Annotated in this window: 13 protein-coding genes, 1 tRNA gene and 1 pseudogene; 8 read left to right on the top strand and 7 right to left on the bottom strand. The window is 32.5% G+C overall.

Annotation, left to right across the window (positions count from 1 at the left end; genetic code table 11):
- Positions 1–69: 69 nt before the first annotated feature.
- The 4 genes from QXW15_RS00420 to QXW15_RS00405 are packed head-to-tail and all read right to left on the bottom strand — an operon-like array spanning position 70 to position 3,336.
- Positions 70–600: a 50S ribosomal protein L16 gene (locus QXW15_RS00420; protein ID WP_048101720.1), complete on the bottom strand. Its 531-nt coding sequence runs from the start codon at positions 598–600 to the stop codon at positions 70–72.
- 56 nt (positions 601–656) lie between these two features.
- Positions 657–1,796 (bottom strand): hypothetical protein, encoded by a 1,140-nt coding sequence (locus QXW15_RS00415; protein WP_287961316.1) that lies wholly within the window; start codon positions 1,794–1,796, stop codon positions 657–659.
- Positions 1,797–1,823: 27 nt separating this feature from the next.
- Positions 1,824–2,537 carry an alanyl-tRNA editing protein gene (locus QXW15_RS00410; RefSeq protein ID WP_048101718.1) on the bottom strand — a complete coding sequence of 238 codons (714 nt, stop codon included), beginning with the start codon at positions 2,535–2,537 and terminating at the stop codon, positions 1,824–1,826.
- Positions 2,538–2,583: 46 nt separating this feature from the next.
- On the bottom strand, positions 2,584–3,336 hold the full coding sequence (locus tag QXW15_RS00405; RefSeq protein ID WP_342789684.1) for a tRNA pseudouridine(38-40) synthase TruA: 753 nt from the start codon (positions 3,334–3,336) through the stop codon (positions 2,584–2,586).
- 140 nt (positions 3,337–3,476) lie between these two features.
- Here QXW15_RS00405 and QXW15_RS00400 point away from each other — a divergent pair, with 140 nt between their 5' ends.
- Both QXW15_RS00400 and pheT read left to right on the top strand, forming a co-directional pair.
- Entirely contained in the window at positions 3,477–3,767 is a 291-nt protein-coding gene (locus tag QXW15_RS00400) for a ribbon-helix-helix domain-containing protein (RefSeq protein WP_055032538.1), read from the top strand.
- A 26-nt stretch (positions 3,768–3,793) separates the two neighbouring features.
- Positions 3,794–5,404: a phenylalanine--tRNA ligase subunit beta gene (pheT, locus tag QXW15_RS00395; RefSeq protein ID WP_342789681.1), complete on the top strand. Its 1,611-nt coding sequence runs from the start codon at positions 3,794–3,796 to the stop codon at positions 5,402–5,404.
- On the opposite strand, the gene QXW15_RS00390 is transcribed toward pheT, so the two are convergent.
- The gene (locus QXW15_RS00390; protein WP_054964287.1) at positions 5,405–6,406 is read right to left on the bottom strand and encodes a hypothetical protein; all 1,002 of its coding nucleotides are present in this window, start codon (positions 6,404–6,406) and stop codon (positions 5,405–5,407) included. It abuts the gene before it with no gap.
- A 67-nt stretch (positions 6,407–6,473) separates the two neighbouring features.
- Between QXW15_RS00390 and QXW15_RS00385 the strand changes: the two genes are divergently transcribed.
- From QXW15_RS00385 to QXW15_RS00375, 3 genes are read left to right on the top strand one after another with little or no spacing between them, the layout of a single operon-like run.
- Positions 6,474–7,781: an amino acid permease gene (locus QXW15_RS00385; RefSeq protein ID WP_054964290.1), complete on the top strand. Its 1,308-nt coding sequence runs from the start codon at positions 6,474–6,476 to the stop codon at positions 7,779–7,781.
- 49 nt (positions 7,782–7,830) lie between these two features.
- On the top strand, positions 7,831–12,108 hold the full coding sequence (locus QXW15_RS00380) for an STT3 domain-containing protein (protein WP_342789678.1): 4,278 nt from the start codon (positions 7,831–7,833) through the stop codon (positions 12,106–12,108).
- On the top strand, positions 12,108–12,923 hold the full coding sequence (locus QXW15_RS00375; RefSeq protein ID WP_054964289.1) for a hypothetical protein: 816 nt from the start codon (positions 12,108–12,110) through the stop codon (positions 12,921–12,923). The genes QXW15_RS00380 and QXW15_RS00375 overlap by 1 nt, the downstream gene beginning before the upstream one ends.
- 5 nt (positions 12,924–12,928) lie before the next feature.
- On the opposite strand, the gene QXW15_RS00370 is transcribed toward QXW15_RS00375, so the two are convergent.
- Positions 12,929–13,573 carry a hypothetical protein gene (locus QXW15_RS00370; RefSeq protein WP_054964291.1) on the bottom strand — a complete coding sequence of 215 codons (645 nt, stop codon included), beginning with the start codon at positions 13,571–13,573 and terminating at the stop codon, positions 12,929–12,931.
- A 111-nt stretch (positions 13,574–13,684) separates the two neighbouring features.
- On the opposite strand from QXW15_RS00370, the gene QXW15_RS00365 reads away from it, so the two are divergent.
- Positions 13,685–13,756 (top strand) — tRNA-Cys (locus QXW15_RS00365).
- On the opposite strand, the gene QXW15_RS00360 is transcribed toward QXW15_RS00365, so the two are convergent.
- Positions 13,728–14,591 (bottom strand): tyrosine-type recombinase/integrase, encoded by an 864-nt coding sequence (locus QXW15_RS00360; protein WP_082180456.1) that lies wholly within the window; start codon positions 14,589–14,591, stop codon positions 13,728–13,730. The two genes, QXW15_RS00365 and QXW15_RS00360, sit on opposite strands and share 29 nt — an antisense overlap.
- A gap of 457 nt (positions 14,592–15,048) precedes the next feature.
- Here QXW15_RS00360 and QXW15_RS00355 point away from each other — a divergent pair.
- Positions 15,049–15,277: pseudogene (locus QXW15_RS00355) on the top strand (IS256 family transposase); the annotation flags it as partial.
- Positions 15,278–15,395: 118 nt separating this feature from the next.
- The gene (locus QXW15_RS00350; RefSeq protein WP_048101712.1) at positions 15,396–16,775 is read left to right on the top strand and encodes an MFS transporter; all 1,380 of its coding nucleotides are present in this window, start codon (positions 15,396–15,398) and stop codon (positions 16,773–16,775) included.
- The last annotated feature ends 193 nt before the right edge of the window (positions 16,776–16,968 follow it).

Here is a 16,968-nt window from a genome sequence, read left to right as displayed (position 1 = left end):
ATAAAAATATGATTTTTATCTTTATAATGTAAATTATTATAAAAATTAATGCCAAAAATTTTGAATTATTTATATGCCAAGTTTACCTGAGAGCTCCTTGCCCTTGGTAATAACAACATGGCATGGTGTGGGCAGCTTTATGGAAGCCTTTTTTAAAGCCTCCTTTAATAATTTTGCATTTGCAGCATCAACCCTTGCAACCATAATTATCTCTCCAGGGTGAACCCTTGCGGCAGTACCAACTGGCCTTCCAAAGGCAAGCCTCATACCGCTTGATATCCTATCTGCACCAGCACCTGTGGCCATTTTATGCTCTCTTATGACCTGATGTGGGTATGGTCTTATATGGAGGAAATATCCGGATGCACCAACAGCATCCAAAAGCTTTCTGTTTACCGATATCCTTGCAGCCTCAAGGGCTGTATGCCTTATCTGGCATGCCTCATCTGCAATTAGCTGCATTTCTATATCAAAGTCCTTTTTCTGGTTTCCCTGCACAAATGTTGTTATCTTGGGATATGGAACCCCACCCATAAACTCTTTTCTCGTGTATGCTGGACCGGAAATTTTTGAATACATTCTTGCTGGTTTAGTTACCATAATAATCCATTCATAAATTCAAATAAATATAAAAACATTTATAGTATTTAAAAAAGTTATCTTTTGACATTTCCGTACTGATTTATCACTATGTTATATGGACCATCCGCATCAGCAGGAATTACATTGCCGCATTTAACACATTCAAGTGAAAAATCATCATTTATTTTAAATTCAACACCGCCACAGTTGCTGCACGCACTCCTTACCCATAGTTTTTCAGGATTCATTGAATTAAGCCTTCTTAATATTTCCGCATTCTGCGGATTTTCATTAATATTATTGATGGTGTTATTTTCCGCATCAATATTCTTATCATTACCGTTCCTGGAATTTTCCTCTGCCATTTTTTTATTCCTTTCCTCAATGGTTTTTGCATACAGCATGGTTATGCTATACAGACCAAGAAATGCCCATATCAGGAGGAAAAAGGCAATTATATAAGAAATCACATTGTTGGAACCAAAAAACGATTCTGCCAGTTCCAGTCCTGATGAGGTAAAGCTTACCAGCAATGCCCTGAGCATGCCAAATCTCAAATAAATATAGGTAAGTATGAGTGTATTAATATATATTAGAGTTGTTTCATATATATTATAATTGGTAATAAATACCGAAATACCTGCAGCAATTATCATGATTACAGGAATTAAGGGTTTCACGTTTTTATACGGAAATAAAAATGAATTAACACTTAATTTTTTTGATATTATCATATAAATAATTAAAATAATGGAAACCGGTATTATTTCAAGAAATATGATTTGAAAAACAGAGCTTACTGAAAATATAAAATTCTGGACTCCAAAACTGTATTTATAAACTGCAGAACTTGAAATTTTTGGGTATATGGTTTCTATTATAAGCGAAGAAAACATTAAAATCATGATGTAAACTGAAAAAAATATGTAGAAATTTTTATTAATGTCTGCATCAAAGCTCGATGATATATTTAACTTTAAAAAAATCGTGGAGAGAGATGCAAATATGAGTATAATGGATATTATAAGAATAATATAAACATCTATTGTGCTCACCCTTCCATAGAGGTAATAGTAAGCAGGTGATATGTGGCTTATTGAATGTGCACTTAAAAATGTTTGAGGCATAAGAAAAAGAAAGAATCCAAAGGCTATCACTATGCCTATCCAGGCAAAGGCCCTGTTAATTCTGTCTATTATTGTTATTTCATCCATTTATATCCAAATAAATATAATTAATAATTATTTCAATGTTATTGTGAGCCTTTTGTCAAGTTTTCCCTTAACCATTGAAGTCTTAAATTCCACGGTCCCTATTTCTCCAGTTGACTTGACATGCAGGCCATAATCAGCCTGCAATGGAAGTCCGGATATATTAACCACACGCAACTTTTCATCCTGAGGAATACTTCCTGTTGAGAATCCAAACATTTGTTTATCTATTGAAAACTCATTATTGTCTGCATACTTAATTTCAACCGGAAGATTTTGCTTAATTATCCTATTTGTTTCATCAATAAGCCTGTCAATTATGTCCTGCTTTATATTATCTATGTATATATCTATCCATGCATAGTTTTCATAGGTCTGGCTGATGCGTGATTTTGCATTATAAAATTTAAAGGCCAGGCCACCTATAATAAATAATGCAGTTCTGTACCTCATGTGGTTATATCTTATATTCCAGTCTATGCTTTGATGTATATTTACTCCATCAAGATTTTGTGGATATGTATCTAGTGAAATAAGGTGCACCAGCTGTCCATCCTCCCAGACATCCACTATGGAATATTTCTTTCCCTCTATTTCTATTTCTCCCTTGTCATTCTGCTGGCCATATGATGTGGGATAAAAAACTGTTTTATCCACTGTCAGATCAGTAAACTCAACAGTAACGGCCTTACTGTCGCATTCTTTTAAGTATGAATCTTTTAAAAATAATTTCTCAGTTTCCATTATTACTTAAGGGCATTTTTATATATAATATTATTTTTCATTTTCTTTATTGGAATTTATAAAGAATTCTGGAATATATCACTCTATTTACGTTTATATCTGTTAACTTTTTCCTAATCTTTCCATCCAGATAGGATGAATTGAAATCACTAAATGTTATATTTTCATAAAATATGTCCATTAAAATTAATCTTTCAGGGCTTGCGAGAAAAACGCTGTTGATTTTAAATGCAAATGGATCCAAATCCATTTCATAGTATCTCATCGCAAAACCCATTATCGCCCTGATCTGGTGCCATATAAAACTCCTGGCATAAAAATTAATGATAAAAAAACCATTGTGCTGGTAGTAATCTATTTTTTTTATTGTTCTTACAGTGTTTCTGTAGTCTTTTCTGGAGAAATTTCTAAAATCATGTGTGCCCTCAAATTTTCTTAGCATTACCATAAATTTTTCAATATCATAGTCCCCATCCAATACGTATGAATATTTTTTTAATGTGCAGTATCTGGGATTAAAATATTCACTGAGTCCTGCATACTGGTAAAAATACATGTCTTTTATCTGCGAATTTAAAATTTTTAAAATTTTAATTATATCAATTTTGGATTCTATGAGAAAAACATTGCCCGCCGCGGATACATATTTGTCTGTTCTTGCCGCACTTTCCATGTTATCCGAAATATTATGCGATTTTAATACGTTAATTATGGTGTTTTCCACGCTATTTTCCCCATTATTTCTCTGAAAGCCGCAAAATTTTTTTCCATCATATCCATATTTTATTAAATAATACATTGTATGATAATTATTTTTATTTAATTATATTTTTTAATTTTTAATTATTAAAAAATTATTGTGAAAATTAAATTAACATTTTAAGAATCCATTCATGGAATTAGGAAAACTTTATATTATGGCTTAATTTAATCTACACAATGGCTGTTCCTTACAGAATCACAATTAGGGTTTCCGAAGATCTGGTAAAAAAACTTCAGGATATAGTTAACCGTGGTAAATATGACACAATTTCAGATGCCATTCGGGAGGCTATAAATGACTTCATAAAAAAGAATGAAGAAAATCCTGTAAGTGATGTGGATGTAAAATTACCTGGAAAAATCTATTCAATTTTAGAGGAAGAGGTTAAAAGTGGAAATGCAGTTTCAGTTGAGGATTTAATAAGATTTATTTTAAGGGAATATGCAAAAAGTAAAACCAAAAATTAAATAAAATATTAGTATTCCAAAGCAGTATGGTTGTAATAAGGGAATCAGAAAATGAACTTTTAAGCATTCTTGGGGAGACTTATAAAAATAAGCTTTTTGATTATGCAAATATTATTGGCTATTCTATAGAGGAAGATGGTAATGAGATCAGAATAGAATTTAATCCAGACCGCCCTGATCTATTCTCCTTTTTTGCACTTAAGGAAAATATGAAAATTTATTATGATAATAATTTTAGGATAAAGGGGATACTTGGCCAATCCGACATAAAATTAATACCAGACAATAATGTATTAAAGGTTAGGCCATATGTTCTTGCCTTTGTGGCCTCGGGTGGTAAAATTGGTAAAAATGTCAGCCATATTATAGAATATCAGGAGAGGCTTCATGAGACCATAGGCAAATCAAGGAAAAAGGTGGCCATAGGCATACATGATCTTAATAAAATAAAGCCCAATTTTAAATATACTATTATTGATTCTAATAAAATTAAGTTTACAACATACGATGGTTTTACCGGTACGGCAGATGAAATAATAAAAAATCATGAAAAGGGAACAGAATTCTCAGGCCTGCTTCCGGATAAATCAAAGGTTCCTTTAATATTGGATTCTGAAAATGATGTAATGTCAATGCCACCTATAATTAACGGCATAAAATCAAAAATAACAGAGGATACTGAAAGGTTCTTTTTTGATATAACAGGAACCGATTATAATGCTGTTAGAAATGCATTCTTCCTTTTAGCCTATGAAATGTCATACCTTGGTTACCGCATTTATAGCTGTGATTCAGGCATGGGAACTAAAAAAATGCAGGAGCTTCATAATTTTGATTTCAGGGAAATAAAAATAAAAAGTAAGGACATCAAAAATGTAATGGGTTTTATACCAGAAGACCCAATAATACTGCTGAGGAAAATGGGCTATCGCTGTGAAATCTCAGCAGATGGTTATAAAATAAATGTTCCAGGCAACAGAATTGATGTGATGGGGCCTGCCGATATTGTTGAGGATATTGCAAAGTCATATGGATATGATAACATTAAGGAAACAAAACTAAAAACATGTGGTATTGGAAATCCATATGCTGAAAACGAAAATCTTGATCTCATCAGGGAAATAATGACATCCATTAATTATCAGGAAATAAAAACATTTGTCATTAATTCAAAATCGTTCTATGAATCCTTTGGATACCATGGCGGTGTCTATGTCCAGAACCCAAAAAGCCTGGATTTTTCTGTAGTAAGGGATAGGCTGCTTCCTGGGATGATGGATTTTTTGGTAATTAATAAGAGGAGAAAGCTGCCATTTAAGATTTTTGAAATAGGTGAGGTTATTGATAATATCTTTCAGCACACGCATTTATGCACTGTTTATGTTAACACCACGGCATCATATTCTGATATTTTTCAGGTTATAAATTATTTAAACAAACGTGTAAATAATTATAAATTAACAGTAAAACAGTACAGCACAGGAGAAATAATACCGGGACGCGGGGGGCAGGTCTTTATAAACAATGAATATGTTGGACTTATTGGGGAATTAAATCCGGATATAATTACAAGATTTGGTTTGAGTGTACCAGTATCATTTTTTGAAATAGATATTGGAAAAATGCTTAGTTTGTGATCACATCATTTTGAAAATTTTTTTTATTTTTTCTTCAGACAATAAAATTCCCATGCTGTTTGCATAATCCTTTAACTGGTCTATGTCAAATTTTATGCTGTAATTATATCTATGAATGGATTTTATTACATTATCATAATCTATTGATGTTTCCCTGCTTATAATTTTAACTGCACGCCCATCTATATTTTCATTGGATTTATAGGCATTCATTATGGATTCTAAAATTTGATTATTCTTGGAATAAAATTCTTTGCCTGCTGAAATAAGGCAGCATGGCCTGTCGTCCAGCAGATCATGGTAATCTTTTTCCCTTTTTCTGCCTTTACATTCTATAAAACTGGCAAATGGTTCCCATATAGCAATATACCTGAATTTAAATTTTAAAAAATCTAACATCCCAGTTTTAGGATTTTTATAAAATGATATATTATTATATTTATTCAACATCATGAAATTTCTGGATAATAGCATCATAGAAGATATGTCAGAGGTTTTTATCTGGTCAGAATCAAATTTATCATTTGAGAATATGCATGAACCACCTGATGCAACAGGGCCTATTATAAAATAATTATCCTTTGTTATGGCATATATTATCTGGGAAACTGCTGGAGATAGCGATATTTCAAGCGCATTATTCTCCATAGCATTCATCATATCGACAGTGTTGTTAAAGGAGATAACCTGTATATTTAAGTTAAGGGAATCAGCAACTGAAAAAGCCGCAGAGAGGAATTTTACATACTCTGAGGATTTTAAAATACCAATTCTTATATAATTCTCTATATGCCCGGGATAATATGCCTTTAACCAGATTTTTTTAATCAGTTTTCCACAATTTTTTTTGATGATTATATTTTTTGAAATCATCTCTGACAGTGTTTCGGAGATATGTGATTTTGAAAAATTAAAAAGGGTTTCCATCTCATACTGCGCCATACCGTTGTATTTTCTTTTTTTAAGTTCGGATATTATGATTTTTTTGAGACCTTTATCCATTAATAAAAATTATTTTTTTAAATTTAAATTTATTGAAACTTTATGTATAAAAAATCAATATGGTGCCATGGGAGATATTAATTTGCCAGAGGCTGTAATGCAATCATTCACATCAATAGGGCCCATGCTGGATTTTATAGCATTATTTTCTGTTATTGCAGTGTATTCAGGAACCCTGCTTCCATTTGTTATATTATTCTCATTCCTTTTATCATATTTTACATTATATACGGTATATTCATTATCCGGGTTATTTATAACCAACGGAGGTTATTATTCCTATGTAGGTCATATACTTGGCAAGGATTGGGGAATTTTTATTTTCCTGATTTATTTTGGTTACTCTGTTTTGACGGTTCCCAACATAGCAAACTTTATATCTGGTTTTGCCTCAAATATACTGTCAATATATAATTTCAATAACAATCATTTTATTTATATATTAATTTTAATATTTATATTACTGGTTTACATAACTGTTGGAAGCGGTATAAAAAAATCGATAAAATATACATTTATTGCCGGCATTCTGGAAATATCATTTATAATACTTTTAAGCATCATATTTATATTAACAGGAAGAAACAGTATAGGCGATTATAAAATTAATTTCCATTTAAACCAGTTTTTCTTTGGAATAATTTTCGGAATTCTGGCATTTTCAGGTGGTGGTTCAAGCATATTTTTATCTGAAAAAACAAACAATGCGAGGAGAAACACACCAAAATCACTTTTTATCTCATTTACAATTTCAGGGATTATTATGACAATATCCGCATTTTCTCTTTTATATGCCATTGGCAATCATGGTATTTTGGAATATTCTATAAATTCCTTTTATATTGTATCGTTTATTAAAGAAAGATATGGACCTATTTTTTTAATGATATTCTCATTTTTTGGTATTTTAAGCGGTTTCAATTTAAGCGTTTCCTATCTTAATGCATTTGTCCACATGTTCCCTAGATTTCAGTCGGATTTTGGCTTTAATAAATATATGGGTGAAAAAAAATTATTATTTATTATGTTTATTATAACATCAGTAATATCAATATCAACAACATACATTGCCGGGCCATTTACCTCATTTGTAATAATAGCAGGAGTTATAAGCTTTTTTTATATAATTATTCATATAATATCAAACATATCGCTTTATAAGGCCAGAAGAAAAAATATGATAATTCCAATGATTTCTTCAATATTGCTAACAATTGCATTCATAATAAGCTTTATAAGCAACACGGGTTTTTTCATTGTAATAAATTATGCTGTTTTGGTTTATCTATTAATTTCTGTAATTTCAATAATATATATTAAGCGTATGAAAAATACAATTTACAAGAAAATAAAGTTTGAACATCTTAAGGTATAAAGTGTATAAGTAAATTTTTATATAAAGATTTGATTGGAGGATACTGATTATGGCTATTAAAAATAAAATTAAACAGAAGATTATAGAGCATCCCGAGTTTCCAGTTCTAGCTATACTGCTTGCCATCTACCTTTTTATGGCAAATTATTTTGCCTATCCGGTTGCCTTTGATTACCCATTCTTAAACACATCAGGTGGTAGCGACCCGTACTTTAATTATTATGTTATTAATTATATATTAACCTACCATAAGCAATTGATTTATACAAAAATTATAAACTATCCGGTAGGTACATACAATTACAGGCCTCCATTTTATATGTGGAGCGTTGTATTTGCATCATATATATTCTCTCCATTTGTGGGTCTCAGTAAGGCCGCATATTTTGCATTTTCAGAATCCGATGCCTTCTATGCAGCCTTATTAATAATTCCGGTATATTTAATCACCAAGGAAATATTTGGGAAAAAGGCCGGATTAATAGCTGCATTCCTGTACACAATAATGCCAAGCAATCTTACAGCCGGCATACTTACTGATGACAGGGCACATACACCAGAACTCATATTTGCATTCCTTGCAATTTACTTTTTTGAGATGGCTGTGAAAACTGCTGGAAAATATAATATTATAAATAGACTGACAGATTTTAAATCATATATCCCATCCATTAAAAAATATTTTATGGAAAATCAGCTGGCAACAGTTTATTCATTGCTGGCTGCTGTATCTCTTGGTGCATTGATCAACTTCTGGCAGGGTTTTCCATATATAGAGGTTATAATACTTATTTATGTGGCAGTACAGTTAATATTTAATTTATTTACCAAAAGACCAACAGGATATTTAACATATCTGACAATATTTTTCATAGCATTTTCATTCCCGTTTGGATATTATTACTATGATATGACCCACATGCTTATGCCATGGTTTTATCCGCCACTTATTATGGGCATACTTATAATAGGTTTTGGTTTTGTAATTAATATTATTGGTAGAAAACCATGGATAATCACAATACCATCAATTATTATTGCAAGTGCCCTTGGCCTTCTTATTTTAGCCAAGGTTAATCCTGTTATTCTAAAGGAATTAATTACCGGTGATGGTTATTTTGTCAAATCAAGGCTGTACTCAACAATTGCCGAGGCTGCAGCACCTCCGCTTGGATTCTACATAGCAGGCTTTGGACCAGGTGTATTTCTCCTTGGCATAGCAGGAATACCGTATATTTTATATAAATTTATTAAGACCAAAAGCGATGCGATGCTTTCAATTATAATATTTTCTATATTCTCAATTTTCATGAGTTTTGAGGCTGCAAGATTTAACATAACAGCAGCACCGGCATATGCCATTCTTGGTGGTGGGGCATTAATTTATTTTGAGGGCCTTTTAAAGGCAGGGGAAAACCAGGCAAAGGCCAGACACAATTCAATGAGAAAGAGGATAAAAACAAATATAACATGGTTGCAGGCCTCATTTGTGGTTATAGTTATACTTGTTTTAATAATACCTTCTGGAATGGGCGCAGTTTCAGCAGCGGTGCCTGACAATACAGCGTCACAGTATAATAGTAATATAAATTCATCCATCCCGTCATTTCTGAGACCAAATTCAACAGATTATTTTGGTAACTATGGTTTTGGCGTTGTTAATTCAACGTCTCCATTATCAGAATCATTCATCTGGCTTGCATCACAGGATTCCAATTTACCGGCAAATGAGAGGCCAGCATATTTATCATGGTGGGATTATGGTTTCCAGGAGGCCCTTCAGGGAAAACATCCTGCTGTGGCAGATGATTTTCAGCAGGGATATGTTTCTGCAGGGCAGGTCCTTTTAGCACAGAATCAGAGTGATATAGTGGCATTATTTATAGCACGCGATCTGGAAACTCCAGGTGCATTTACCAGCGGGCATTTTAATAGTACTGTTTATTCAACATTAAAATCATATTTTGGCACATCTGAGGCCAATAATATAACATACATTTATAAAACTGTAAGGATAGATAATAAAATACCATCAAATTATACCAAGCTACTTTCAGAGCCTGCATATGGAGGGCATCAGGTAAATGTTACAAATCCTGACAACGCTTATCATGCATTGATTATGGGTGAGCTGGCAAGCAAATATTCATTAAATAAACTTGTTAATGCATATGCGACACTTGAATTGGATACCGGATCCAAAATATCATATATACAGATAGACCACGGTTTATTCCCATTTAGTGGTTCTGATCCCGGCATATTCTATGCGCCTGCGTATCTTACAGACACCCCAACATATGATGCCCTTGGAGAAATAGTGCCAACAAATTACTATAATATATTTGCAGTTACAAGCAGCGGTACATATCCACTTAATAAACTGCCACAGGGTGCATCAGTAATAACATACGATATTTCATACGCACCTGCATTTTACAATTCCACAATATACCGTGCCTTTATAGGATACTCACCATCAGATGTGGGTGAGGTAAATGGCATACCAGGTATAAATTATGGTACGGGTGCCAGTGCTAAACCTGCATTTAATATGAGTCATTTTGAACTTGTTTATTATGCCTCATTATGGAGCCCGTATAAAAATTCAACAAAGGACCTTCAGTTCATACCAATACAGGAGGCATACCAGTACAAGCAGGAACATAAGGGTACCGTTTACCTGCTTCCACCTATTAGCGATGTTTATAATGTGGAGGACCCAATAATAGAGTACTTCCCCGGGGCAAATATAACAGGTAATATTCTTGGATACTCCGGGTCAGCCTCCGGGATACATGTAACACTTCTGGATCAGTATGGAATACCACATGAGGTTGTTACAACAAACAGTTCAGGGACATATAATCTTGTTGGCCTGCCGGGAAATGATACCCTGGTCTTCAGTACAGGGTCAATAAACAATTATACACTTGAGGGTTCAAACATAATTGCGGAAAAAACTGTAAATGTTACAATGCAGGAGGCTGAAGACCCATATACAATAAATCTGGGCAGTTTTAATATAACGCATAATGATATAAGTGGAAGTGTATCTGTTAAAAATGTAACAGGAACACAGAAAATAACAAGTGGCGTACTTTATTTCAATAATTCAGCACATAAATACTCACAAAAGGTATACATATCAAATGGGAAATACAATGTTACAGATTTAAGGAATTATACATACAATGTAAGCGTAACTAATAATTCCACAAAAATTACATATACGAACTTTACATCGTTTACACCCCCACTGGCCAAAAACATTACAAAGGATTTTACTGTGAATATGGACAATCTCACTGTTTTTGTAAATTCTGGTGGTTATGGTCTTTCCAATTTTACCATAGATGTTTATAATAAAACTGGAAATAAAATTTATACCAATTATACGGATAAAAATGGAGAGTTGAGTATAGGCTTAATGCCAGGTAATTATACAGTTAAGGCAAGTGAAAAAGAGAATGGAATATATGCCAATAACACCAGTTATTATAATACCACATCATGGGATAATTTCAAAATCTTAAACATGGTTCCTGAAATAAATAATATGGTTAAGGGTAATTACACTGCAAATATTAATCTAATTGGAAATCTGAGTAGCTTAAACAATGTTAACGTCACACTGGAAGGGTCCAATGGCAGGTATTATAATTTAACCTCCAATAATGAAGTAAATATAACATTACCGTCAGGTATATACCGTATATCAGCATATTCATCAGGCTATTATATAAACCCTTATAATAATACAATAATATTAAATGGCACATCAGAATTCAACATTACCTATACAGACATTAAAAAGATTTATAATTATACATTATACCCTGTAAATGGAACTGATTATGCCATGATAAATGGATCATATTACGTTGTTCCATTTTATCTCAACAATACAGGAAATACAAATATAACTGTAAATGTAAATATTTCAAACAGTAATGTGCTTAATAAAACAGATAAAATAATGGCAACATTTGCAAACGGCAAAAATTATACAACTATAAACATACCAGAAAAAACAAATATGACATTATATGTGTATTTAAAACCCGCATCGGGAATTAAAATACAAACATACGATAAAATAGATATAAACAGTTATTATGATGATAAAATAATGCATAATGCAACCGTATCGCCTGAAGTCCAGAACATTACGGCCAGCGGTGTTGGTTCATCTGGCCATGGTGTTTTAAATAACTATACAAAAAACCCTGTTGACACATTGTATATTGGAATTGGGATTATACTTGGGGCCATGCTTATAGGTCTAATTGGATCAACAGTAAGATCTAGAAGGGGGAAGAAATAATGAAATTCAAAATTTTGGCCATTGCAATAGTTATTATTTTGATTGTCTCCGGACTGTTAGTTGCCCCATATGGAAATAATAATAACCAGAAATCACAAAGCCCATCATCCCTATCATTTAAAAATATTAGTTACCCAACATATGTTTACCAAAGCCAGAATTTTAACATATATATAAACGAAACATCAGGTTTTACAAATTATTCAGTTAATGCATTTTTTGGCGTGCAAAATAATAGCGATAATACTGTACCGTCAGACTATTATAAAAACTCATCAAATCCTGACTTTGTAATACCAATAGTGGCGCCAAATACAACTGAAAACATATATGTTTATGTTGAGGCCACAGCATTTAATGGTAATTCTAAGGAAAGTGCATATACAAACTTTTCAATTAACGTTAGCCAGCCCGTGCATCTAAATGCAACGCTTACAAATACTGCTTCCGCACCTGCATATAATATAACCGTTAATTTTCTGGTAAATGGCATAACTGTTAAAACATCCATGATAGGTAAAATTAATGCAAAGTCTAATTACACTGCATCTGTTATTGTGCCAAGAGCGGAATTGCCACCAGGCAGGGATTTACTTACCATAAGCACAAATAATCCCAATATAGGTGTTCCAAAGGGCGTATATTTCTATAATGGCCACCCACCAAACTATGACTGGATATACTACATAGCTGCAGTAACAGTTGCATTTGCAATATTTCTAATAGTTATATCCGGCAGAAGGAATACAGTTAAGGTTCCAAAATGGAAACGTGCCGGCAAAAAAACATCAAAATCCACGAAAAACACAAAATAAAGGTATTACGAAATTAATGATTTTAATGTAATAAATTCCTTTTCATAAACATTTTTCCTTGAGAATTTTTCTGGGACCCTCGTAACATCATATTTATCCTCGATTAATGATATTCTGGCCGCAGAAAGGGCATTGTCATGGATCTTATGTGGTGTGCTTGTATTTTCCTCATTAACTATCATCAACGGTGCTATGTTCTTTAATTCCTTTATTATCATATCACGGTTTGGTCTATCGCCATTTCCAATTTTTATTGTTATATACTTATATATATAACTTTTGGATATATTCAAAACCTCTGTTTTTATTATCTGAATATTCGGGCACTCGTAAGCCTCCATTAGAACATTATCGGCCATCACCGCTATACCTGGTCTGGGGCCTGGATCTATTCCTATGATAACATTTTCAAACTTATCCTTAAATAAAAGGGTCGCAAGGCTCATCCTAATGGCTTCAATGGATGAATCGGCCTTTATCTGATTCGGGAGTTTAAATGTATCCCTGCTGGAACTAAGTATAACCTTTATATCCTTTGGGATGTTGTATAAATCAGTTATACTAAAAAAGGGTATATGCCATTTTTTTAAATCTCTTATAATGTCATGGTAAAATCTAAAATCATGAGTATAAATTCCTACCCTGCTCATCTGCTTTAATAATAATATCATTATTTATAAATTTTTATATTAAATTTATCACTATTTTTCTTTCGCTAACAAATAAAAAAAATAAATATAAAAACGCAATAGGGTAATACTGGATAGGTGGCAGAGAGGTCATGCGTGGGACTGCAGATCCCATTTACTTGGGTTCAAATCCCAACCTATCCTTACCGTCCAAATCATTTTGCTTTTGGCCATTTTCAAATAATTTTATTTTAGAAACTTCGTAAATTGCATCCTCCTGCGATGCATGGAGGTAGATCTGGGTCGATGATAAATCCTCGTGGCCAAGCAATCTGGCAACGTAGAAAACAGATAATCCCTTTTTTAACAATTCAGTTGCATATGTGTGCCTTGCCATGTGCGGATGGAACTTTACTCCGGAATTCATTGAGACCCTCTTGCATATCTTCCTGAAATAATTATATGACATTTTTTTACCGATTTTGGTTGTGAATAAATAATCCTTGTCGGATGATGTTTTCCCCGGAACCCTTTCAATTAAATAATCGTCTATTGCATTTTTAACCTCGCTAGGTAAATATATCTCCCTTTCTTTTTGTCCCTTTCCCGTCACAAATATCCTGTCATTTTTTACATCCTTTAATTTTAGGTTTACAGCCTCCCCGAGCCTTATTCCGGTTCCAAATAAAAGGTAGAATATGGCCCTCTCCCTGGAACCTTCCCTGGATGCCTCCATTAATAATTTGTTCTTTTCCTCCTCTGTGCATGTCTTAACAGTGTATGTCTCATATTCCTTAAAATATTTCAACGGTTTTTCATTTTTGTATAATAACCACCTGTTTATTATTTTAATATACTCATTTGCAGTTTTATTGCTCCTTGTATTCCATATATTCCTAACAAGTTCCTGAAGGTCCTCCCTATCCATGGATTTGGATTTATTTTCTATATATGGCATCCTCCTTAATGTATCATTTACCGTTGATGGCGAGAGCCTTAATTCATCTATTAAATAATTTTTAAAATCCCTGTAATCCATTTATAACACCTAATAATCCCTTAATTTGATTATCTCCAGAACTATAATGTCGCCCTTTTCTATTCCGAATCTTCTTCTTATTATAACCGGAATCACTATTCTGCCTATATCCTGGACTTTTGCCTGAAATATTGCTGTTGTATAATGATCATTAAATAAAACTAAAAGAATCTATTAAGCTTATATTATAATTATTATTTCAAGTGAAAGCTTTATTTTACGAATTTTTTTGATTTGTATAACCAGCAATATTTTTATATTATCCCTATCTTTATTCAAATTTATATTTAAGGGATAAAAAATTTTTAGAAAATGAATTTTTAAATTTTATATTAAACTGAATATTTAATTTAAAAGAACCTTAAATAAACATTTGATTAAATACAATAATTATCTATATTTATATTTTATATGCATTCTTTATATATATTTAAGTTTGTTTTAACATAAAATGACCATAACCATAAGAAATTCATTAAAATCAAATAATGAGGTAGAAAAAATGAATAAACAAGAAGGATGGTAAAAGTAATATCATCATTCCCTGATTATGACTCACAATGAATATATTCTATTTAAAATCATTAGATTTCAATTCAAAACACGCATTCAGAAAGATGAACGGATACTATAAATGCAATAATGATGAGATTAAAGAGATGTTCAATAAGAGGTACGCTTTATAAATATACAGAATATGGTACACAACAGAAAACTCTGGGAATTATATAAAATATATGCCATTATATTGGATTTTATATATTATATGGATTTCAATTAAATATCCATAAAATATATTTAAATATGGCTTATAATGCTTTAGATAATGCAAAAATGAACTCACTGCATAGAAAAATAACTGCGCTTTCTGTTGGTGGTACATTTTTAGATGGATATGATATTTCAATTATATCTGTTGCGTTAATAGTAATGTCCAAAACAGCCTTTGATCTTGATACCGATTTTGGAAAGGCAATGATTGCCGCGTCAACTACCATTGGTATGTTTCTTGGGGCAATTATTTTTGGATACATTACAGATCTTTATGGTAGAAGAACAATGTACATGTACGACATGGCATTATTTATCGTTTTAACAGCAATGTCTGCTTTTTCATGGAATTTTATATCTTTGTTTTCAATAAGATTTATACTCGGCCTTGGTCTCGGGGCAGATTATGCAATTGGTACCACAATTATCAGTGAGTTTTCTCCAGTTAAATACCGTGGCAAGCTCCTGGTTACAAATGTGCTTTCATGGTTCCTGGGAGCCGCTGTTGCTGCTCTTACCGGTTATTTCCTACTTTATCTTGGAAACCAGTCATGGAGATATATGTTTTTAATTGGTATTATCCCTGCTGCAATTATACTTGTTCTCAGGAGGGATGTTCCAGAATCCCCAAGATGGCTTAACAATAAGGGTAAAACTGAGGAAGCATCTGCAATTGAAAAAAAATTAACTGGAACATCTGATAATCTGGAAAAAATATCAAAAGATAGGACAAATCCCTTAAAAGAGCTGCTAAGCAAAAAATACATCAAAAGTTTAGCATTTATTGGGATATTCTGGTTTACCTTCGATGCCTCATTCTATGGCATAAGTATATTCAGCCCAACAATACTTGAACTGCTTGGATTAAAAGCCAGACTTGCTGTGCTTGGATCTGCTGTGTTTGATACCTTTGCCATTCTTGGAAGTCTAATAGCAATATTATTAATAGATAAAATTGGAAGAAAGGGTATAACAATAATAGGTTTCTCGGGCATGGCTATCTCACTGGGATTGCTGGGAATTATAACATTTTACATGCCAAATAAATCGGCATTCATAAGTGCTGGAATACCAATATTTGTTCTGTTCCTGGTATTTTATATCACAGAGGCAATAGGGCCTGGATCAACCGATTTTGTTTATCCAGTGGAACTTTTTCCAACAGAGGATAGGGCAACAGCCCAGGGGTTTGGAACATCTGTAAGCAGGATAGGTGCTATACTTGGTATAACTACATTTCCATTTATAGTGACAGCATATGGTTTCAGTGCAAGTCTTTTCTTCTTTACCAGTTTATCAATTATAGGATTAATGGCAACGATATTTCTTGGAACAGAAACCATGGGGAAATCCCTGGAGGAAATCAATAAAGAGGAGGTTAAGGAATCCATACTTGAGGCGGGGGCAAAATAAACTCATTTTTATAATAATAAATATTATATCAAATTTTATTCCTCTATTTTTAAAATTAACTATAAAAATTTCCTCATTAAAAATGTAATTTAAATTTTTCAACTCCCGGCAATTATGTACAATCACCAAAAAAAGATTTTACCGACCTATTATATGTAATAAACTATTTTTTATTTTAGTTTTTCAATAAAAA

This window comes from Acidiplasma sp. (assembly GCF_038728925.1).
GTDB lineage: Archaea > Thermoplasmatota > Thermoplasmata > Thermoplasmatales > Thermoplasmataceae > Acidiplasma > Acidiplasma aeolicum.
Note: the sequence above shows the minus strand (reverse complement) of the source record. Positions and strands in the feature narration are given on the sequence as shown.